We start from the raw sequence: 21,981 nt of genomic DNA, 5'->3' as shown, positions 1-21,981 counted from the left end.
TCAGCGCGCGGCTTCCGCAGCGAGCGCGCCGATCCGCGCCCAGTCCTTCACCTTCAGCGCATCCGCCGGCACCATCCACGAGCCGCCGACGGTGAGCACGTTCGGCAGCGCACGATAGGCCGGCGCCTTCGCGGCATCGATGCCGCCGGTGGGGCAGAACTTCACCTGCGGGAACGGGCCGGCGAAACCCTTCAGCGCCGCAATGCCGCCGCTGGCTTCGGCGGGGAAGAACTTGAAGCGGGTCCAGCCGTGTTCGAGGCCACGCATCAGTTCGCTGGCGGTGGCGATGCCGGGCAGCAGGGGCACATCGAAAAGGTTGGCTGCCTCATACAGTCTTTCGGTCGCGCCTGGCGAGATGACGAAGGTCGCGCCTGCCTTCACGGCGCGTTCGTAGTCGTGCGCGGTCAGCACGGTGCCGGCACCGACGATGGCGCCGGGCACGTCGCGCATGCGCTGGATGGCGTCGGTCGCGACCGGCGTGCGCAGGGTGACTTCGAGCACGGTCAATCCTGCGTCGACGAGCGCATGTGCGAGCGGCACGGCGTCGTCGAGGTCGTCGATCGCGAGCACCGGCACCACTGGCGCAGCGCGCAGGATGGCGTCGATGCGCTGCAGCTGCTCGGGCGTCATCGTGCATGCTCCTTCGCGAGATCGGCGCGCAGCGCCATCGCCGCGCCGAGCAGGCCCGGGCAGGTGTGGGTGATGACGCGGATGTTCACCGATTCGAGATACGCGGCGAAGCGGCCCTTGGCGAGGAAGCGTTCGCGGAACGCGCTGCTGCGCAGGAAGGGCACGAAACGCGGGACGATGCCGCCGGCGATCATCACCGTTCGCGATCCGTGGATCAGCGCGGCATCGCCGGCGACGCTGCCGAGCACGGCGCAGAAGCGGGCGAGGGTGCGACGTGCGGCCAGGTCATGGCCTTCGAGCGCGGCGCTGACGATGTCGGCCGGTTCGCGCAGGGCGTGGTGCTGGCCATTGGTGTGATCGACCGCATCGCGCAGCACCGCGTCGATGTGCGAGAGGCCGGCGCCGCAGAGCAGGCGTTCGTTCGACACACGGCCAAAACGCGCAGAGAACCAGCGCGCGATCGCATGCTCCTCGTCGCCCAGCGGCGCGAAGCTGACGTGGCCGCCTTCGGTCTCGACCACTTGCCAGTCCGCGTCGTGGCCGACCAGCAGCGCGACGCCGAGTCCGGTGCCGGGACCGAGCACGGTGATCGGGCCTTCGCGCAGCGCATCGTCATCGCCGTGCAGCACGATGCGGTCTTCCTCGCCGAGCGCGGGTACGGACCAGGCGACCGCGCCGAAATCGTTGAGTACATGCAGGTGATCGAGCGCCAGTGATGCCTGCAGCTCGCGCCGGGTGAACGACCAGGCGCGGTTGGTCAGGCGGATCTCCTCGCCGTCGACCGGGCAGGCCACCGCGATCGCCGCGTGCTTCGGGCGTACGCCCACCATGTCGAGGTAATGCTCGGCTGCATGCTGCAGGCTGGCGAAGCGTGAGGCATCGAGGCTCTGCGGCTGCAGCACGCGCGGCGCGGCGGACGCGAGGTCGGTCAAGGCAAAACGCGCGTTGGTGCCGCCGATGTCGGCGATCAGGGCCGGCAGCGCCAGCGGTTCATGCAAGATCATGTCGACGCCTCCGCGCCATCGTCGTCATCGCCGAACAAGCCACACGCGCCGCGTTCGGCGGAGGTCGTGGTGCGGCGCATGGTGGCGAACAGTTCGCGGCCGGTGCCGTGGGCGCTGGCGGCGAGGTTCGGTTGCACGGGTTCACGTGCCGACCACTCGGCTTCGTCGACCAGTGCCTGCATCGTGCCGGCCTCGGCGTCGATCGCGATCACGTCGCCCTCGCGCAGCATCGCGATCGCGCCGCCGCAGGCGGCTTCCGGGCTCACGTGGATCGCCGCCAGCACCTTGCCCGAGGCGCCGGACATGCGGCCGTCGGTCAGCAGCGCGACCCGCTGCCCGCGATCCTGCAGCACCGACAGCGTCGGGGTCAGCTTGTGCAACTCGGGCATGCCGTTGGCGCGCGGACCCTGGCCTCGGACCACCGCGACGAAGTCGCCTGTCAGTTCACCGGCCTTGAACGCCGCCAGCAGCGCGTCCTGGGTCTCGAACACCTTCGCCCGCGCTTCGATGCGGCGATGCTCCGGCGCGACAGCCGAGACCTTCACCACCGCGCGGCCGAGGTTGCCCTGCAGTCGCCGCAGGCCGCCCTCGGCATCGAAGGGTTCCTTCACCCCGCGCAGGATCGTGGTGTCGCCCGACTGCGTCGGCGGATCGTGCCACACCAGTTTCGTCCCGCTTTCCAGCGCCGGCACCGTGGCCTGCCGCAGCAGGTCGCCGCCATGCACGCACAGCAGGTCCTTGTGCATCAGCCCCGCCTCGACCAGCTCGCGGATCACGAAGCCCAGACCGCCGGCCGCGTGGAAGTGATTCACGTCCGCGCTGCCGTTCGGGTACACCCGTGCCAGCAGCGGCGTGTGCCTTGAGAGTTCGTCCAGGTCGTCCCAGTCGATGATAAGGCCGGCGGCCCTTGCGATCGCGACCAGATGGATCGCGTGGTTGGTCGAACCACCTGTCGCGGCGAGTCCGACCATCGCGTTCACGATCGCCTTCTCGTCCACGACCCGGCCGATCGGCCGGTAGTCGTTCGTCAGGTGGGTGATGCGCAGCGCCTGCTCCGCCGCCGCCACCGTCAGCGCATCGCGCAGCGGCGTGTTTGGGTTCACGAACGCCGTGCCCGGCATGTGCAGGCCCATCACTTCCACCAGCATCTGGTTGGAGTTGGCGGTGCCGTAGAAGGTGCAGGTGCCCGCGCCGTGGTACGAGGCCGACTCCGCTTCGAGCAGTTCCTCGCGCGTCGCCTTGCCCTCGGCGAAGCGCTGGCGCACCGCCGCCTTCTCCTTGTTCGGCAGGCCCGAGGGCATCGGCCCCGCCGGGACGAAGATCGCCGGCACATGCCCGAAGGCCAGCGCGCCGATCAGCAGCCCCGGCACGATCTTGTCGCAGACCCCGAGCAGCAGCGCGGCGTCGAACATCTCGTGCGACAGCGCGATGGCCGTGGACTGGGCCACGACATCGCGCGAGAACAGCGACAGCTCCATGCCCGCGCGGCCCTGGGTCACGCCGTCGCACATCGCCGGCACGCCGCCGGCGACCTGGGCCGACCCGCCGGCATTGCGCGCGGCCATGCGGATGAGGGTGGGGTAGTGCTCCATCGGCTGGTGGGCCGAGAGCATGTCGTTGTAGGCGGTGACGATGCCGATGTGCCCGGCGTGTCCGGCCTTGAGGGAAGGCTTGTCCGCGCCCGACGCGGCGAAGCCGTGGGCGAGGTTGCCGCAGCCGAGGTCCTTGCGCGCAGGGCCGGACGGGCGTGCGGCGTCGATGCGGGCGAGATAGGCGGCGCGCGTCTTCGCGCTACGCTCGGCGATGCGCTCGGTGACGCGCTCGGTGACGGGGTGCAGGCTCACTCACGGACTCCAGTGCACATGCACGTCGCGGGCGGCGCGCAGCACGGCGGCGATGGGATGGCGCAGCGGGTCGTTGGCGGCCATCGCCTCGCGCAGCACCTCGCGCTTGCGCTGACCGGTGACGATCAGATGGATCGACCGCGTGCGCAGCAGCCGCGCCAGGCCCAGGGTGATGCGCGGGTACGGCGCCTCCGGCGGCAGCGGCTCGGGATGGATCAGGAACGCGTCCTCGCGCGAGGCCGGGGCCAGCGCCGCCGGCAGACCGCGCGCGCCGGGGAACAGCGAGGCGGTGTGCGCGTCCTCGCCCATGCCCAGCACCACCGCGTCGAAGGTGTCGGCATGGCGGCTGAGCATCGTGCGTGCATGCTGCAGCGAGGCGCCGGGATCGCCGTCGGGCGTGGTCAGCGCACCGACGCGCACGCCTTGGGCCTCGGCGAATGCCGAACGCAGCGAGGCGACATTGCTCGCCGCATGGTCCCAGGGCACGCAGCGGTCGTCGCCCGGGACGATCGCGACATCCTCCCAGTCGATGCCCGCGCTCGCGGCCAGCTGCCGATACGCCGGGAACGGCGTGCGTCCGCCGGCCAGGCACAGCAAGGCGTGGCCGCGATGGGCCAGGGCGCTGGTGCAGGCCTGGCGCAGGCGCGAGGCCACGGCTTCGGCCAGCACCGCGCTGTCCTCGTAGGCGTGTTCGATCACCGCCATCGCGGGGTCCCTCCGGTTGCGGTCATGGCGATCATGCCTCTCCCGCACATCGCGGACCGGAAGCGTGTACAGCCGAGCCTGTGCATGCATGCGTGTCTCCCTTCACTCGCGCCAGCTGTGGCCGTGGCGCTCGGCCAGGGCGACCGCTGCGGTCGGGCCCCAGGTGCCGGCGGCGTACGGACGCGGCGCCTGTTGCGATTGCTGCCAGCCGTCGAGGATCGCATCGACCCACTGCCACGCCGCCTCGGTCTCGTCGCGGCGCACGAACAGGGTGCCGTTGCCCTCGATGGCATCGAGGTACAGCCGTTCGTACGCCAGCCTGCGGCGCACGCTGGCGAACTCCTCGTCCAGGTCCAGGTCCAGCGAGACCTGCGACAGGCGCAAGCCGCTGCGGTCCAGGCCCGGGGTCTTGTGCATCAGCTGCAGCTCGATGCGCTCCTCCGGCTGCAGGCGGATCACCAGCGCGTTGGGCTGGGTTGCGGCGCCGCCGCGCGCGAAGATCGAGTGCGGCACGGCGCGGAACTGCAGGTAGATCTCGGTGCAGCGGCGCGGCAGGCGCTTGCCGGTGCGCAGGTAGAAGGGCACGCCCGACCAGCGCCAGTTGTCGACGTGCGCGCGCAACGCAACGAAGGTCTCGGTGCGACTCCCCCGGCCCAACTCTTCGAGATAGCCCGGCACCGACTGGCCGGAGATCGCACCGGAGGTGTACTGACCGGCGACGGTCTCCGAGGCGACATCGCCGCGCCCGATCGGCCGCAGCGAGCGCAGGACCTTGATCTTCTCGTTGCGTACCGCCGTGGGCTCGAACTGCGAGGGCGGCTCCATCGCGGTGAGGCACAGCAGCTGCAGCAGGTGGTTCTGCAGCATGTCGCGGATCGCACCGGAGCCGTCGTAGTAGTCGCCGCGTCCCTCGACGCCGACGGTCTCGGCGACGGTGATCTGCACCTGCTCGATGTGCCGCGCGTTCCACAGCGGCTCGAACAGGGCGTTGCCGAAGCGCAGGGCGAGCAGGTTCTGCACGCCGTCCTTGCCCAGGTAGTGGTCGACGCGATAGACGCGATCCTCGTCGAAGCACGCGGTGACGCCGTCGTTGATCGCGACGGCCTCGGCAAGATCGTGGCCGATGGGCTTCTCCAGCATCACGCGGGTGCCCGGACCGGCGAGGCCGTGTGCGGCGAGCGCAGCACACGCGCGGACGTAGAACGACGGCGAGGTGGAGAGGTGGTAGAGCACGTCGCCCGAGCGCAGCGACGAGACGCGCGACGCGAGTGCCGCCATCGAAGCGTCGTCGTCGAGCGAGGCGGGCTGGTAGTGGACGCGATCGAGCAGAGAAGCGATCGCGGTCTCATCAATGAACGACGCGGGCACGAAGCGGCGCAGCGCGGCATCGACCAGCTCGCGGAAGCCCGCATCGTCGAGCGAGGACCGCGCGGTGCCGAGGATGCGCAGGCCCTCGGGCAGCAGGCCGTCGCGATGCAGGCCGTACAGCGACGGCAGCAGCATGCGCTGCGCCAGGTCGCCGGTGGCGCCGAAGATCGTCAGCAGGGTCGCGGGGGTGGCGGGCACGGTGTCATCCGGGAATCTGGGCCAGCAAGCGTAATCCGCGCGCAGCAGGCGACGCGATGCATACGTTTGCACGCGGCGGCAGGCGTATCGCGGTATTCGCGCGTGGCATCCGACAGGCAGGCCGTCCTGCCAGCCCTGGAGCCACTCCGGAAAAGTTATTGACGCATTGCAACATCGGTAATCCCAATGAAAATCATCGCGTTAGGCTGGCTTTCTACGCGAGAGTGACAACGCTGTCAATTGGCCGTAGAGTGGCGCCGCCACGACGGCCACGTGATGCAGGGGGCGGGTGCCGCGTCGTGGTGGATGGACGTGCGCGGAGCGCACGGCGCCGATTGACGGCGCGCCATCCCCCCCTCAACGCAAGGCGTCCCCGGACGCAGGGAGAAGTTGAAGATGCATCGCACCATACGCACCTGGCTGGCAGGGTGGACCCTGTTGCTGGCCGTTCTCGGGTTCCAGGCCCATGCACAGGAATACACGCGCGGCGTGGATGTCAGTGGCAGCACGGCCACGATCTGGTTCAAGCCGAACGTGACGATCCAGTGGGTCGACGTGCACTACACGCTCGCAGGCGGCGGGCAGCAGAACTTCCGGATGGGCTACAACAGCGCCGCCGCGCGGTACGAGCGTGCGGTCAGCCCAGTGGCATCGGGGCAGGTCCTCAATTCCTCGTTCACCTATGGCGATCCCGGGCGCGACACGCCCTGGTTCTCCAACACCATCGGCAGCGGCACCACGCCGACCGGCCGCGTCTGCTTCTACGAGAACATCAACTACGGCGGCGCGAGCCTCTGTTCCGATGTCGATTCGAGCTGGATCGGCACGGCATGGAACGACCGCGCCTCGTCGATGAAGGTCGTGGCCGGCTACCAGGCGCAGCTGTTCCGCGACGTGAACTACGGTGGCGGCACGGTCACGGTGAGCGGCAACGTGCCCGACCTCGGCGCGCAGGGTTTCAACGATGCGGTGTCGTCGTTCAAGGTCGTGCCGGTCACCGGCGGGACCTGGAACGAGCGCACCACCTTCGTCGTGCAGAACCTGACGCGCGGCCGCTGGACCAACGCGCAGGTGTACTACGCGATCATCGGCAAGAGCTGGCAGACCGGGCAGTTCGTGTGGATCAACGCCGCCGGCCAGCAGGTTCCGATGTCGGATGCCGACAATGGTGCGCTGGTGAAGAACGGCGAGCGCTACAGCAACTACTTCCACCGCGTGTCCGACCTGCCGCAGGTCACCATCGCGCCGATCAACTCCGCGCGCATCCTGCTGTCGGTGGGCAGCCCGATGTACATCAAGGTCGTGCGCGACGGCAACGGCAACATCGGCTATGCCGGCGCCAACATCGAGAACCCGACCGATCCGAACCTCGACGTGTACTTCGACTTCGGCGAAATGGCGATCCTGCCGAAATCGATGGGCAACCCGGGCATCTACGTCAACACCACGCGCGTCGATCACTTCGGCTTCCCGCTGCGCCTGCGCGTGCAGGGCCTCAACGGCTATGATCGCACCGTCGGCGAGCGCATCGACACGCTGACCCGCGACGACGTGATCTCGCGCTTCGTCGCGCGCGTGCCGACGCCGTTCAAGCCGCTCGGCCAGGCGCCGTACACGCCGTACCGGGTGATCGCGCCGGCGCATGCGAACTTCGGCAGCGGCAAGCCGAACGCCGGCTACCTGCAGCCGTACATCGACCAGGTGTGGGCGCGCTACCGCAACGAAGACCTGGTGTTCACGCTGCCGAACCTCGGCACGTTCCGCGGCCGCATCACCGGCGATACCTTCCGCTTCACCGGCGGCAACGAGAACGGCGTCTTCTACATCAACGGCAAGCCGGACACGCAGATGGTGTTCCTCGGCAACGGCCTGCTCAACGATGCGCGCAACGCGGCGCCGCAGCACATCGGCACGCAGCTGCAGATCCAGGCGCAGGTTGCCGCGGCGCTGAACCGCCACGTGATCGAGAGTCCGGCCAACTGGTACAACCGCAATGCGTTCTATCCGGCGGGATCGCTGGCGAACTGGTATGCGAAGTTCTGGCACGACAGCGACATCGCCTACGACTATCTCGCCTACGGCTTCTCGTACGACGACGTGGGCGATCACAGTCCGTCGCTGCACACCAGTGCGCCGACTACGGTGACCTACAGCATCGGCTGGTGATCATCGGCATCCGCTGGCGCAACGGCGGTGAAACAGGAAGGGGCGTGCATGGCACGCCCCTTCTTTCGTTCGGTCGCATCGTCGTCAGGGTGCTGGCGCGGCAGGACACGCAAGCTTGTGCGTCGGATCCGTCCCCAGGCCGATGCCCGACACCGTCAGCTTGAAGCCCGGCGCGGCGCGCAGGCCGAACGGGACGGTCACGTTGCGCATGTCGTTCGCACCGTTGCTGCGCAGGCACTTGAGCTGCATGCCGACGCGCAGCCACTCGCCGCGCGGCAGGCCGGCGAACTGCGAAGTCATGTCGATCGATGCGCCGCACTTGTCGCCGCACGCGGCCAGCCATGCGACCTTGCCGGTCTTCGGGAGCGCATCGATGCGCAGGTCCGCGATCACCCAAACATCCCCGTCGGTCTGACGCTGCAGGTCCTGCGCGGGTGTCGCCATCAGTTCGGCGGCCGATGCACCGGTGCCGGTCCAGAGCAGCTGCCGTGCGTCTTCCTGGGCGAGGCGATCCACACCGGCGATCGACAGCGCGCCATCGGGCGTCGCGCCGCGCGTGTGCATCACGTCGTAGGTGCCGCCGCTCGCGTCGGTCAGGCGCAGGCGGAAGCCTTCGGCGGCCTTGCCGCGCACGAAGAACACGTTCGGCTGCGCGGGTGCTGCGGCGATGCCGGAGTCCTCGGGCAGCGGCGCGAGCGTGCCGTCGTCGGTGTAGCGCAGGCCGTGGCCGAAAGCGAACAGCGGGTCGTAGTTCGCCTGGCCGACGTTGTTCTCGTACTGGTCCGCGCGACGCGGCCAGGAGAAGCTGAGCTTGCCCTTGAAGTCGTGCTGGACCTTGCCACGCGCATCGCGCAGCAGCACGTCGGCGATGCCGGCGCCTTCCGAGCCCGGCAGCCATGCGGCGACGAAAGCGTCAGCGGCGTTGATCTCGCGGTTCATCCACAGCGGACGCCCGCTGAGGAACACCGCGACCACCGGGATGCCGTCGGCCTTCAGCTTGCGCAGCAGGTCGAGGTCGCGGTCGTCGCCGGGCTTGTACAGCAGGTTCGGCAGGTCGCCCTGGAATTCGGCGTACGGGTTCTCGCCGAACACCACGATCGCCGCGTCGGGTTTTTCGCGGTACTTGCCGTCGATCGCGAGCTCCGCGCGACCGCCGGCCGCGTCGATCTGCTGCTTGAAGCCTTCCCAGATCGTGTCGGCGTTCGGGTAGTCGGCGCGCGTGGTGCCGGTGCCCTGCCAGTTCAGCGTCCAGCCGCCGGACTGCTTGCCGACGTCGTCGGCACCGTCGCCAGCGACGAGGATCCGCTGCTTCGGCGACAGCGGCAGCAGGCCGCCGTTGTTCTTCAGCAGCACCAGCGATTCCCGCACCGCCTGGCGCGCGACCGCGCGATGCGCCGGTGCGCCGAGCAGTTCGAACTTGCCGCCGAGCGCGCGCTGCGAGGGCTTCGGCGCTTCGAACAGGCCCATGCGGAATTTCACGCGCAGGATGCGGCGCACGGCGTCGTCGATCCGCGACATCGGGATGTCGCCGGACTTCGCCTGCGCGACGGTACTGTCGTACAGGCCGCGCCAGCTGTCCGGCGCCATCGCCATGTCCAGGCCGGCGTTGAAGGTCTTCGCGCAGTTGGTGTTCGTGCAGCCTTCGACCTGGCCATGGCCGTTCCAGTCGCCGACGATGAAGCCGCCGAAGCCCATGCGGTCCTTGAGCACGTCGGTCATCAGGTCGCGGCGGCCATGCATCTTCTGGCCGTCGATGCTGTTGAACGAGGCCATCACCGCCTGCGCGCCGGCACGGATCGCGGTGAAGTAGCCGGCGGCGTGCACGTCGCGCAGGGTCTTCTCGTCGCCGGGCGTGTCGCCCTGGTCCTTGCCGTTGCGCGTGCCGCCGTCGCCGAGGTAGTGCTTCACCGACACCATGACGTGGCGTTCGCTCAGGAAGTCGCGCGCCCCGGGCTTGCCCTGCAGGCCTTCGACCATCGCACCGGCATATGACGCGACCACGTCCGGGCTTTCGGAATAGCCTTCGTAGGCGCGCCCCCAGCGATCATCGCGCGGCACCGCCACGGTCGGCGCGAACGCCCATTCCATGCCGGTGACGCGGGTCTCGATCGCAGTGACTTCGCCGATGCGGCGCATCAGCGCGGGGTTGCGCGTCGCGCCCAGGCCGACGTTGTGCGGGAACAGGGTCGCGCCGACGATGTTGCTCTGGCCGTGCACGGCATCGATGCCGAAGATGACCGGGATGGCCTTGCCGCCGCCGGAGGTGTCCATCGACGCGGCCCAGAAGGCGTCGGCGAGGTCCAGCCAGGCCTGCGGCTTCGCGTTGTACTGGTTGCCCGGGTCGGAATTGCCGCCGGCGAGGATCGAACCGAGCCGGTACTTGCGCAGGTCGTCGGGGGTGATCGTGCTGATGTCGGCCTGCACGATCTGGCCGACCTTCTCTTCGACAGTCATCGTCGCCAGCAGGGCTTCGACGCGGCGTTCCAGTGCGGCGTCCTCGCGCAGCGGCCAGCCCGGCACCGGCCAGTTCGCGGGATCGATGGCGGCGGGCGCGGCGGTGGCCGGAGCCTCGCCGGGCGCGGCGTGGAGGCCGCCGCTCAGGGCCAGCAGCAGGGCTGTGCACAGTGGTGCGATGCGCGGCCTGCTGCGCGCGGACGTGGCGTGGGGAACGGCGCTCATGGGCAATGCAATCCTCGCGAAGGCAGGGCCCGTCGTCCTGGCGACGGGCCGTGGGTCGATGCCGACATCGCGCCGCACGGATAGGTGACAGCGCTGTCAGCCGAGCGCAGAATACACCGCGTCGCGCGGCAGTTCTTGTTGCAGGGCAGCATCGTTCCGTTGCTGCAGGTCGCCGGGCGCATTGCCGGTTCGGCCGATGGGAAGCGCCGGGCGGCTCTGGCAGTATTGCCCCGCAATTGCATCCCGCAATGACCACGAGAGAGTAGGCCCAGTCCATGCGAGTCCGGATCGAGGATGTGGCGAAGGTCGCCGGCGTGTCGATGAAGACCGTGTCGCGCGTGCTCAACCACGAGCCTAACGTGTCCGAACGCACCCGTCAGCGCGTGCAGACCGCGGTGGACACGCTGAACTACCGGCCGCTGCCGTCCGCGCGCGTGCTCGCCGGTCGCCGTTCGTACCTGGTGGCGATGCTGTTCGACAACCCCTCGAACAATTACCTGATGGAAGTGCAGATGGGCGTGCTCGACGCCTGCAAGTCGCAGCACTACCACCTGATGCTGGTGCCGATGGATCACCAGGGCCGCGATGCCGCCGCCGAGATCGAAGCGCTGAGCGTGCAGCTGCAGGTCGACGGCCTGGTGCTGACCCCGCCGATCACCGACGACCCGGCCGTGGTCGCGCGCCTGCGCGACCTGCAGATTCCCTACGCCAGCGTCTCGGCGAAAGAGGAAAACCGCACGATCGGTGTCGTCGTCGACGAACACGGCGCGGTCTGCGCGGTGATGGCGCACCTGGTCTCGCTGGGCCATCGCCGCATCGCGCACATCAAGGGCCATCCCGCGCATGGCGCGAGCGGCTGGCGCCTCGACGGCTACCGCGATGCGCTGGCGCGCGCGGACATTCCCTACGATCCGGCGCTGGTGGTCGACGGCGAGTTCTCCTACGACTCCGGTTATGCCGCCGCGCTGCACCTGCTGGCGATGGACGCGCCGCCGACCGCGATCTTCGCGGCGAACGACGACATGGCCGCCGGCGCGATCTGCGCGATCAGCGAACGCGGCCTGTCGGTGCCCGGCGACATCTCGGTCTGCGGCTTCGACGACACGCCGATCGCGCGGCAGATCCATCCCTCGTTGACCACCGTGCGCCAGCCCACGCGGGAGATGGGGCGGCTGGCGGCGCTCGAGCTGCTGACCGAGATCCGCAACCCCGGCAGCGGCGCCACGATCAGCGTGCCCTACGCGCTGCAGCTGCGACGATCCACCGGCCCTGCGCCGACGCCGCGCTGAATCGAGACGCACGGTTTCCCGGGCCTTACTCCTGGCCCGTTTCCGAAGCCGGCCTGTCGCCGCGCGCCGCCCATGCGCTGCTGATTGCTCGCGCCCGGAACATGCCTGAGCGCATGCCCGGCGCAGGGCCTGTCCGAAGTTGTGCACCGTTTTATTGTGCGCCGCAACAACATCAAATCATTGATTCAATTGAATTTCATCTGGATTTTATACGCATTGTCGACTCCAATTTGACAACGCTGTCAATCTGACTTCCAATGCGCTGGCGATGATGGGCGATGTGCCCGTCGCGCCGATGCGGCGGCGCCGGCAGGCGGCACAGGGCGCGTTCGGGAACGTCGTCGCACGGAAGACCAGAACAACGACATGCAGATCCCGGGGAGGGACGAGTGATGAAACAGTTGCAGACCACACCCAGGCGGACGCTGCTGGCGACCGCACTGCTTCTGGTGATGTCGCAGACCGTCGCCGCGCAGACCGCGCCGCAGGATGCGTCCACCGATCCGGATGCGCCCGCGCAGTCCGCGCGCCAGGACGACGCGAACGACCTGGACGTGATCGAAGTCCGCGGCATCCGCGGCAGCCTGCAGTCGGCGATGAACGTCAAGCGCAACGGCCAGGGCGTGGTCGACGGGATTTCCGCCGAGGAGATCGGCAAGTTCCCGGACACCAACCTCGCCGAATCGCTGCAGCGCATCTCCGGCGTGTCGATCGATCGATCGATCGGCGAGGGCTCCCGCGTGACCGTGCGCGGCGTCGGCCCCGACTTCAACATGGTGCTGCTCAACGGCCGGCAGATGCCCGCGTCGAGCATCGCCGAGACCGGCGCGTCCAACTCGCGCGCCTTCGATTTCGCCAACCTCGCCTCCGAGGCGATCTCCGGCATCGAAGTGTTCAAGACCAGCCGCGCGGCGACGCCGGCCGGCGGCATCGGCGCGACGATCAACATCAAGACCGCGCGTCCGCTGGCCAATCCGGGCCTGCACGCGAACGTCGGCATCAAGGCGGTCAACGACACGTCGAACGACCACCTGCCGAGCCATATCCAGGGCGACGACGTCACCCCGGAAGTCTCGGGCATCTTCAGCAACACCTTCGCCGACGGCAAGTTCGGCGTGGCGCTGACCGCGAGCTACCAGGAGCGCGACCTCGGCTACAACCAGGCATCGGTGGCCAACGGCTGGCGGCCGTTCCGCGGCGACGAGAACAACTGGGGCACGATCCCGCAGCCGGGCACGCCCGGCTCCGAGAACATCACCAATCGTCCGGGGCCGAACGACATCTACTCGGTGCCGCAGAACTTCGGCTACAGCGTCAACGCCGTGCAGCGCCAGCGCACCAACGGCCAGCTGACGCTGCAGTGGGCGCCGACCGACCGCATCACCACGACACTCGACTACACCTATTCCGAAAATCGCATCCAGCAGCAGCGCAACGAGCTGTCGGTGTGGTTCAACTTCGGTCCGTCGGTGAGTTCGTGGACCAACGGTCCGGTTGCCGCGCCGCTGGTGTATTCGGAAATCATCGTGCCGGCGACCAGCGACCTGGCGATGGGCGCCGCCAAGTACGCCACGAAGAACGAGAACAGGTCGCTGGGCTTCAACGTCGACTGGGCGGTGACCGACACCCTCGGCCTGGAGTTCGACTACCACAACTCCAGCGCGGAATCCGGCGCGGACAGCCCGTACGGCAGCAACAGCGTGCTCGGCGCCGCCGGCTTCTTCCGCGGCACGACCACGGTCGATTTCAGTCGTCCGTTCCCGGTGCTGAGCGTGACCCTGCCGGCCGGCATGACCAGCATCGATCCCTCGCGGATGGAGGTCACCGGCTCGTCGTTCCGCAACAGCTACATGCGCTCGGACGTCGAACAGGGCCAGCTGCGCGGCGACTGGCAGTTCGGCGAAGCCTCGCAACTTGATTTCGGCGTCTCGCTCACCGAAGTCGACAACCGCACCGCGTTCTCCAACGTGCAGCGCGACACCTGGGGCGGCACCGGCCCGCAGAACTACCCCGACGACCTGTGGATCCCGGATTCGCTGCGCCAGTACTTCGGCGATTTCAGCGGCAGCCGCAATCCGGCGATGTTCAACCAGTTCTTCACCTTCGATTTCGAGACGATGCGCCGACTCGCCGGCATCGCCGCCGGCGACGATGCGCTGTACCGTCGCTCGGACGTGTTCACCACCGACCGTCGCGTGTCCGAGAAGTCGCAGAGCGCCTACGTGCAATACAGCACGACCTTCGACTGGGCGATGCCGCTGCAGGTGGCCGCCGGCGTGCGCTACGAGCGTACCGAGGTCGAATCGCAGGCGCTGGTGCCGACCTACTCGGGCATCGTCTGGGGCTCGGCGAACGAGCTGAACCTCGTGCGTGCCGGCTCCGGCTTCAGCACGCTCAAGGGCGACTACCGCTATTTCCTGCCGAACCTCGACCTGCGCCTGGACCTCCGCGACGACCTGCTGCTGCGCGCCAGCTACGGCCAGAGCATCGGCCGGCCCGGCTGGGGCGACATCCAGGGCGGACGCACGTTCAACGAACTGCTGCGCGTGGATGGCGGTTCGGGCGCGCAGGGCAATCCCGGCCTGGAGCCGCTGCTGTCCGACAACTTCGACGTGTCGCTGGAGTGGTACTACGGCGAGTCGAGCTACCTGTCGATCGGCTACTTCCGCAAGAACATCGACAACTACGTCGGCGTGACCACGTTCAACGACACCTCGGCCGGGCTGAACACGCCGGTCGGCGGTGCCTACTGGAACCAAGCCCTCGCCAATGGCTGCGCCACCGCCGATGTGGTCTGCATCCGCAACTACATCCTCAACAACCTCAACGGTTCGCCCGGCGTGGTGCGCACCGGTTTCGACAGCAACGGCAACGCCACGGGCACGATCACCGGCCAGCCGGGCGACCCGATCGCGAACTTCCGCGTGACCACCCCGGCGAACCAGCGTTCGGCCTCGCTCGACGGCTGGGAATTGAATGCCCAGCACATCTTCGCGAACGGCTTCGGCCTGTCCGCGAACTACACCATCGTCGACTCCGGCCTGACCTACGACAACTACAACCTGGGCGAGCAGTTCGCGCTGGAAGGCCTGAGCGATTCGGCGAACCTGGTGGCGTTCTACGAGCGCGGCCCGCTGCAGCTGCGCGGTGCGTACAACTGGCGCGACAAGTTCCTGGCCGGTCGCTTCGACGGCACGGGCCTGCCGAATCCGGTGTACGTGGAAGCCTACGGCCAGCTGGACTTCAGCGCGGGTTATCGCTTCAACGACCAGTTGTCGATGTCGTTCGAAGTGATCAATGCGATGGGCAAGACCCAGCGCGTGCACGGTCGCCACTACAACCAGCTGCTGTACGCCACCCAGACCGGTCCGCGGTTCATGATGGGCCTGCGCTACACGTTCCGCTGATCACCGGCGAATCGTCGGCCGAACCTCGTCGACGGCCCGGCGCGCGATGCGCCGGGCCGCCTGCGGCGGCCGTATCGCGCGACAATGCGTGCGACGCAGTCGTGGCATGCACATGAACCCGAACCCGAGCAGCGGCATGGAGACACCGGTCCGGCACATCGTGATCGTCGGCGGCGGTTCCGCCGGCTGGCTGACCGCAGGCCTGCTCGCGGCGACGCATCGCGGCGGGCCCGACGATGAGGCCGATGCCCTGCGCATCACTCTGCTCGAATCGCCGGACGTGCCGACCATCGGCGTCGGCGAGGGCACCTGGCCGTCGATGCGCGACACCCTGCGCCGCATCGGCGTGCGCGAAACCGAGCTCGTGCGCGAGTGCGATGCGGTGTTCAAGCAGGGCTCGAAGTTCGCGCGATGGGTGCAGGACGAGGATGCCGATGCCTACCACCATCCCTTCAGCCTGCCGCAGGATTTCCTCGACGCGGATCTCGTCTCGGGCTGGATGGCGCGCGAGGGCCGCGTCGCCTATGCGGCGCTGGCCAGTGTCCAGCCGCACCTCTGCGATGCGGGGCGTGCGCCCAAGCAGTTCTCCACGCCGGAATTCGCCGGCGTCGCCAACTACGCCTATCACCTCGATGCCGCGAAGCTCGGCGCGTTCCTGCGGCGCCACTGCGTCGACACGCTCGGTGTCCGCCATGTCGCCGACCACATGGTCGAGGTCGTCTGCCGCGAGGACGGCGACATCGCTGCCGTGCGCACGCGAGAGAACGGCGACATCGCCGGCGACCTGTTCATCGACTGCACGGGCCTGCGCGCGCTGCTGATCGGCCAGCACTTCGGCGTCGGCATGGTCGATTGCCGCGAGGTGCTGTTCAACGATCGCGCGCTGGCGGTGCAGGTGCCGTATGCGGACGCCGCGACGCCGATCGCCTGCCACACGCTCTCCACCGCGCAGCGCCACGGCTGGACCTGGGACATCGGCCTGTCCGCGCGACGCGGTGTCGGCTACGTCTATTCCAGTGCGCATGCCAGCGATGCGGAGGCCGAAGCGGTACTGCGCGCGCACATCGAGCGCAGCGGCGGTCCGCGCGCGACCGACGTGCCGTCGCCATTGGCCTTGAAGTTCGACCCCGGCTATCGCCGCGTGTTCTGGCAGCGCAACTGCGTGGCGGTGGGCCTGTCCAGCGGCTTCATCGAGCCGCTGGAAGCCTCGTCCCTGGTGCTGGTGGAGCTGGCTGCGGGCATGATCGCCGACACGCTGCCGGCGTCGCGTGCGGCCATGGACATCGTCGCCCGGCAGTTCAACGACGCCTTCCTGTATCGCTGGGCGCGCGTCATCGACTTCCTCAAGCTGCACTACGTGCTGAGCCGGCGCAGCGACAGCGATTACTGGCGCGACCATGCCCGTCCCGAATCGGTGCCGGCGCGGCTGGCCGAACTGCTCGCGCTGTGGCGCCATCGTTCGCCTTCGCGGCACGACCTGTTCCGTGCCGACGAGGTCTTCCCGTCGGCCAGTTACCACTACATCCTCTACGGCATGGGCTTCCGGTCGGCGCAGCGCGTCGCGCCGCCGACCGCGCCCGGTCGCGAACGCGCCGAAGCGGTGTTCCGCCAGACTGCGGAACTCGTGCCGCGCATGCTGGCAGCATTGCCCGGCCATCGTGAGATGATCGACCACATCCGCACGCGCGGCCTGCCGCGCATCTGACGCCCGCCTCCGGAACGCACGCCATGGCCCGACACGCCCAGCTCAACAACATCGACCACCGCGACCTGCGCGTCGTCACCGAACGCGGCGCGGCCTGGGGCGACGACGTGATGTCCGCGCTGACCTTCCCGGGCGAGTTCCGCAACCTGCAGGCCTGTTACCCGATCGTGTTCCAGAAAGCCGCCGATGGGAGTTTCCAGCCGGTCGCGCTGCTCGGCTTCCAGACTGGGCAGAACCTGTTCCTCGACGAACGCGGCTGGGATGCGCTGTACCTGCCGCTGGCGATCGAACGCCAGCCGTTCCTGATCGGCCTCTCGGTCGAGGGCGAGCCGATGATGCACATCGACCTGGACCACCCGCGCGTCGGCAAGACGCACGGCGAGCCGCTGTTCCGCACCCATGGCGGCACGACGGAATTCCTCGACCGCATGGCGTCGACGCTGCAGGCGCTGCACGAGGGCCTGCAGGCAGTGCCGGGCTTCGTCGACGCGCTCCTGCGCCACGATCTGCTGGAATCGTTCGTGCTGGACATCACCCTGGACGACGGCGCGCAGCATCGCCTCGCCGGGTTCTACACGATCAACGAAGAACGACTGTCGCGACTCGATGGCGAGGCGCTCGCGGCGCTGCACGTCGAAGGCCATCTGGAAGCGATCTACATGGCGATCGCCTCGCTGTCGCGCTTCCGCGACCTGATCGAACGCGTGCGTCGGGCACAGGGCCATGCCTGAATCCATCGTCGAGGTCGCCGAAGTCGCCGGGCTCGATCCGCACGCGCTGCCGGATGCGATCCTCGCCTCGCAACGGCCGCTGTTGCTGAAGGGCTTGGTGTCCGACTGGCCGCTGGTGCATGCCGCTGCGGAAGGGCCATGCGCAGCGATCGCGCACCTGCGCGGCTTCGACACCGGCCAGGTGGTCACGGCGATGGTCGGTCCGCCGGAGATCGAAGGGCGCTTCTTCTACAACGACGCGCTCGACGGCTTCAATTTCGTGCCGCAGCGCCAGCGCATCGCGACGGTGCTGGATGCATTGGCCACGCACCTCGACGATCCGGCGCCGCCCGCGCTCTACGTCGGTTCCACGGCGATCGACGCCTGCCTGCCGGGCCTGCTCGCGCCGGATGCGCTGGCGATGGGCGATCGCGACCCGCTGGTCAGCCTGTGGCTGGGCAATCGCTCGCGCATTCCCGCGCACCAGGACTTGCCCGACAACCTCGCCTGCGTTGTCGCCGGTCGGCGCCGCTTCACGCTGTTTCCGCCGGAGCAGCTGCCGAACCTGTACATCGGTCCGCTCGATTTCACCCCGGCCGGCCAGCCGGTGAGCCTGGTCGACATCAGCGCGCCTGACCTGACGCGCTTTCCGCGCTACGCCGAGGCGCAGCGGCATGCGCAGGTGGCGGAGCTTGCGCCCGGCGATGCGCTGCTGATCCCGAGCATGTGGTGGCATCACGTCGAAGGGCTCGAACCCTTCAACATGCTGGTCAACTATTGGTGGCGCCGCTCGCCGGGTTACATGGACACGCCGATGACCGCGCTGATGGCGGCGATCCTGTGCATGCGCGACCTGCCCGCGCACGAGCGCGCGATCTGGCGCGACGTGTTCCGCCACTACGTCTTCGAGCATGACGACGACGTCGCGTCGCACGTACCCGAGGCCGCGCGGCGCATCCTCGGGCCGCTCGATGCCGACGCCGCGCGCAGGCTGCGCGCGATGCTGCTGAATCGATTCAATCGCTGATCGAACCATGCCCTTGGAGTCCGTCATGCCCGACACGTCCATCCCTCAGGATCGCCTCGACCGGCCCGTGCAGCGCGTCGTCATCGTCGGCGGCGGCACCGCAGGGTGGATGACCGCCGCCGCGTTGTCGAAGCTGCTCGGCAAGCGGGTCGAGATCCTCCTTGTCGAATCCGAGGAGATCGGCACCGTCGGCGTCGGCGAAGCGACGATCCCGACCATGGTGACCTTCCATCGCCTGCTCGACATCAACGAGCAGGCGTTCATGGCCGCCACCCACGCCACGATCAAGCTCGGCATCGCCTTCGAACACTGGCGCGAGCGCGGGCATCGCTATGTCCATTCCTTCGGCACCACCGGCCGCGACCACTGGGCCGCCGGCTTCCAGCATTTCTGGCTCGCTGCGCATGCGCGCGGCCTCGCGCGCGACTACGGCGACTACTGCCTGGAGTTGCAGGCGTCCGAAGCGAATCGCTTCGCGCACCTGCCCAACGGCGGCATGAACTATGCGTTCCATCTCGATGCGAGCCAGTACGCTAAGTTCATGCGCGCCTTCAGCGAACGCCACGGCACGCGGCGCATCGAAGGCCGCATCGTCGAGGTGAAGACCGCGCCGGGCGGCGGCTGGATCGACGCGATCCGCCTCGCCGACGGCAGCGAGATCGCCGGCGACCTGTTCGTCGACTGCAGCGGCCTGCGTGGCCTTCTGATCGGCGACGCGCTGGGCGTCGAGTACGAGGACTGGTCGCACTGGCTGTTCAACGACAGCGCGATCGCGGTGCAGACCGAGTCGGTGCGCGATGCGATTCCGTACACGCGCTCGATCGCCGGCGACGCCGGCTGGCAGTGGCGCATCCCGCTGCAGCACCGCGTCGGCAACGGGATCGTGTTTTCGAGTCGCTACATCGACGACGACACCGCGAAGCGCACGCTGCTCGAATCGATCGAAGGTCGCGCGCTGATCGAGCCGCGCGTGATCCGCTTCAAGCCCGGGCAGCGTCGCGAGTCCTGGCGCGGCAACTGCGTGGCGATCGGCCTGTCGGGCGGCTTCCTGGAGCCGCTGGAGTCGACCAACATCCACCTCATCCAGCGCGGCGTGCTCCGCCTGCTGCAGCTGTTCCCGCAGGTTGTCGCGCAGGCCGACATCGACCAGTTCAACCGCCAGGCCGAGGACGAGATCACCAGCATCCGCGATTTCGTGATCCTGCATTACCACGTCACCGATCGCCGCGACACGCCGTACTGGCGCGACTGCGCTGCGCTGGAGATTCCGGCTTCGCTGCGCCATCGCATCGATCTGTTCCGCGAGACCGGACGCGTCTTCCGCGAAGGCAACGAGCTGTTCGCGGAGAATTCTTGGATCCAGGTGATGCTCGGCCAGGGCATCCTGCCCAGGCGCCATCATCCTGCCGCCGACTTGATGAGCGATGCGGAACTGGACGAGTTCCTGGAGCGGATCCGCAAGCCGATCGCGCAGACCGTCGCGCGGCTGCCGATGCATGCGGATTACCTGCGGGATTACTGCGGGGAGGCGATGGTCGCGTCGGGTTGAGCGAGCAGATCTATCCTGTCATCCCGAGCCGCAGGCGAGGGACCTGCTTGTAGTCTCTGAATATCCAGAACGGGTGAAAACCACCTCGGTTTCTGCCATGAAAAAGCCCCCGGTGACGGGGGCTTTTTCGTTGATGCTGTCTCTCGCGATCAGTGCCCGTTCGACTTCGCGAGCTTGTCCAGATCGATGCCCTGGGCGCGGAGCAGGCGCGAGGATTTCCAGGCGTAGAAGGCGAGGTAGGCGAAGCAGACGACGCCGACGATGAAGCTGAACTGGATGCCGTGGCTGTCGGCGACCGCGCCCTGGATCCAGCTGACGATGCCGCCGCCCATGATCATCATGATCAGCAGGCTGCTGCCCTGGTTGGTGTTGCGGCCCAGGCCGGTGATCGCGAGGGCGAAGATGCAGGGCCACATCGTGCTGCAGAACAGGCCGACGCTGATGAAGGCGACTGCGGCGGTCTTGCCGCTGGTGTGCATGCCGATCAGCAGCGCGACAATGCCGCAGATCGCGAAGTACAGGAGCATGCGCGCCGGGTTGCCGCGGCTGGCGAAGGTGGCGGCGATCATCAGCACGATCACGAAGGCGTAGCCATAGAACTGCGACACGTCGTGGCGCGCGATCGAATTCACCGCGAGGAACACACCGAAGGCGAGGTAGGGCAGGATCAGGGTGAGCATGCGCTTCGCACCGGCGCCGACATCGAAGGCACCGGCGGCGCCGGTCCAGCGGCCGATCATCAGGCTGGCCCAGTACAGCGACACGTACGGCGCGATCGACGACGCCGGCACGCCGTGGCTTTCTTCGAGATAGGCCGGCAGGTTGCTGATCGTCGAGACCTCGACGCCGACGTAGACGAAGATCGCGATCATGCCCAGCACCAGCTGCGGATAGGCCAGCGCCGAAGGCTTGTGGATCAGTTTGTCGCTGTCCTGCGCTTCGCTCTCGGTCACGCCTTCGAGGTCGATGTGGTTCGGCACCGAGGAGAACTTCAGGAACACCGCGACCAGCAGGAACGCGGCGCCGAGGATCAGGTAGGGCGTCTTCACGCTTTCGATGCTGGCCTCGGTGCCGCCGGCGGCGACGCTGCCGAAGATCGCGATGCTCACCAGCAGCGGGCCGATGGTGGTGCCGAAGTTGTTGATGCCGCCGGCCATGGTCAGGCGCTGCGAGCCCGTGCGCGGGTCGCCCATCACGATCGCCAGCGGGTTGGCGGCGATCTGCTGCAGCGAGAAGCCCAGGCCGACCACGAACAGACCCGAGAGCATCAGGTTGAACGAGCCGGCGTTGGCGGCGGGATAGAACAGCAGGGTGCCGATCGCCGAGATCACCAGGCCCAGGCAGATGCCGTTCTTGTAGCCGATGCGGTTGAGCAGGTCGACGCCGAGCGTCTTCGACACTGCGACGTAGATCAGCGAGCCGACCGTGTAGGCAACGTAGAACGCCACCGACACCAGCTGGCTCTGCGCCTGGGACAGGTTGAAGGCGTGCTTGAACACGGGGATGAGGATGTCGTTGCTCGCGGCGACGAAGCCCCAGAAGAAGAAGACGGTGATCAGGACGCCGAACTGCGACCAGCGGGTGTGTTGAGTCGTCATGTCATGGATGTCGTGGTGGCGGTTGGGCGCGTGGGCGGGCGGGGGTGGACGGTCACGGAATGCGCGAACGGCCGGGCATGTCCGGAAAAGCACCGGAGCACA

Annotated in this window: 14 protein-coding genes; 7 read left to right on the top strand and 7 right to left on the bottom strand. The window is 68.2% G+C overall.

The features are described 5' to 3' along the window. The 5 genes from ACFQ0E_RS03350 to zwf form a co-directional block, all read right to left on the bottom strand. Positions 1-630: a bifunctional 4-hydroxy-2-oxoglutarate aldolase/2-dehydro-3-deoxy-phosphogluconate aldolase gene (locus ACFQ0E_RS03350; protein ID WP_386822279.1), complete on the bottom strand. Its 630-nt coding sequence runs from the start codon at positions 628-630 to the stop codon at positions 1-3. After that, positions 627-1,634, bottom strand: coding sequence for a glucokinase (glk, locus tag ACFQ0E_RS03345; protein WP_386822278.1), 1,008 nt, complete (start codon positions 1,632-1,634; stop codon positions 627-629). The genes ACFQ0E_RS03350 and glk overlap by 4 nt, the downstream gene beginning before the upstream one ends. Beyond that, the gene (edd, locus tag ACFQ0E_RS03340; protein ID WP_386822277.1) at positions 1,631-3,478 is read right to left on the bottom strand and encodes a phosphogluconate dehydratase; all 1,848 of its coding nucleotides are present in this window, start codon (positions 3,476-3,478) and stop codon (positions 1,631-1,633) included. The genes glk and edd overlap by 4 nt, the downstream gene beginning before the upstream one ends. After that, positions 3,479-4,183 carry a 6-phosphogluconolactonase gene (gene pgl, locus ACFQ0E_RS03335; protein ID WP_386822276.1) on the bottom strand — a complete coding sequence of 235 codons (705 nt, stop codon included), beginning with the start codon at positions 4,181-4,183 and terminating at the stop codon, positions 3,479-3,481. A gap of 102 nt (positions 4,184-4,285) precedes the next feature. Further along, entirely contained in the window at positions 4,286-5,749 is a 1,464-nt protein-coding gene (gene zwf, locus ACFQ0E_RS03330) for a glucose-6-phosphate dehydrogenase (protein WP_386822275.1), read from the bottom strand. Positions 5,750-6,145: 396 nt separating this feature from the next. Here zwf and ACFQ0E_RS03325 point away from each other — a divergent pair, with 396 nt between their 5' ends. Beyond that, complete coding sequence (locus ACFQ0E_RS03325) at positions 6,146-7,915, top strand: beta-1,3-glucanase family protein (protein ID WP_386822274.1); 1,770 nt, start codon at positions 6,146-6,148, stop codon at positions 7,913-7,915. Positions 7,916-7,999: 84 nt separating this feature from the next. Here the strand turns inward: ACFQ0E_RS03325 and ACFQ0E_RS03320 are convergent, their stop codons facing one another. Further along, on the bottom strand, positions 8,000-10,594 hold the full coding sequence (locus ACFQ0E_RS03320) for a glycoside hydrolase family 3 protein (protein WP_386822273.1): 2,595 nt from the start codon (positions 10,592-10,594) through the stop codon (positions 8,000-8,002). 275 nt (positions 10,595-10,869) lie between these two features. On the opposite strand from ACFQ0E_RS03320, the gene ACFQ0E_RS03315 reads away from it, so the two are divergent. From ACFQ0E_RS03315 to ACFQ0E_RS03290, 6 genes are all read left to right on the top strand, one after another. Then, positions 10,870-11,883: a LacI family DNA-binding transcriptional regulator gene (locus ACFQ0E_RS03315; protein WP_386822272.1), complete on the top strand. Its 1,014-nt coding sequence runs from the start codon at positions 10,870-10,872 to the stop codon at positions 11,881-11,883. A 392-nt stretch (positions 11,884-12,275) separates the two neighbouring features. Then, positions 12,276-15,290: a TonB-dependent receptor gene (locus ACFQ0E_RS03310; protein ID WP_386822271.1), complete on the top strand. Its 3,015-nt coding sequence runs from the start codon at positions 12,276-12,278 to the stop codon at positions 15,288-15,290. Positions 15,291-15,402: 112 nt separating this feature from the next. After that, on the top strand, positions 15,403-16,995 hold the full coding sequence (locus ACFQ0E_RS03305; protein WP_386822270.1) for a tryptophan halogenase family protein: 1,593 nt from the start codon (positions 15,403-15,405) through the stop codon (positions 16,993-16,995). 23 nt (positions 16,996-17,018) lie between these two features. Then, a complete protein-coding gene (locus ACFQ0E_RS03300; protein WP_386822269.1) occupies positions 17,019-17,726 on the top strand; it encodes a SapC family protein in 708 nt (235 codons plus the stop codon). Then, positions 17,719-18,732, top strand: coding sequence for a cupin-like domain-containing protein (locus ACFQ0E_RS03295; RefSeq protein ID WP_386822268.1), 1,014 nt, complete (start codon positions 17,719-17,721; stop codon positions 18,730-18,732). Before ACFQ0E_RS03300 ends, ACFQ0E_RS03295 begins: the two co-directional genes overlap by 8 nt. Before the next feature lie 25 nt (positions 18,733-18,757). After that, positions 18,758-20,281, top strand: a complete 1,524-nt coding sequence (locus ACFQ0E_RS03290) for a tryptophan halogenase family protein (protein WP_386822267.1) — start codon at positions 18,758-18,760, stop codon at positions 20,279-20,281. A 149-nt stretch (positions 20,282-20,430) separates the two neighbouring features. On the opposite strand, the gene ACFQ0E_RS03285 is transcribed toward ACFQ0E_RS03290, so the two are convergent. Next, positions 20,431-21,879, bottom strand: a complete 1,449-nt coding sequence (locus ACFQ0E_RS03285) for an MFS transporter (RefSeq protein WP_386822266.1) — start codon at positions 21,877-21,879, stop codon at positions 20,431-20,433. Positions 21,880-21,981: the final 102 nt, after the last annotated feature.

Source organism: Lysobacter brunescens, from assembly GCF_042677005.1.
Taxonomy (GTDB): Bacteria; Pseudomonadota; Gammaproteobacteria; order Xanthomonadales; family Xanthomonadaceae; genus Lysobacter_I; species Lysobacter_I brunescens.
This window is presented reverse-complemented; position numbering and strand designations above follow the sequence as displayed.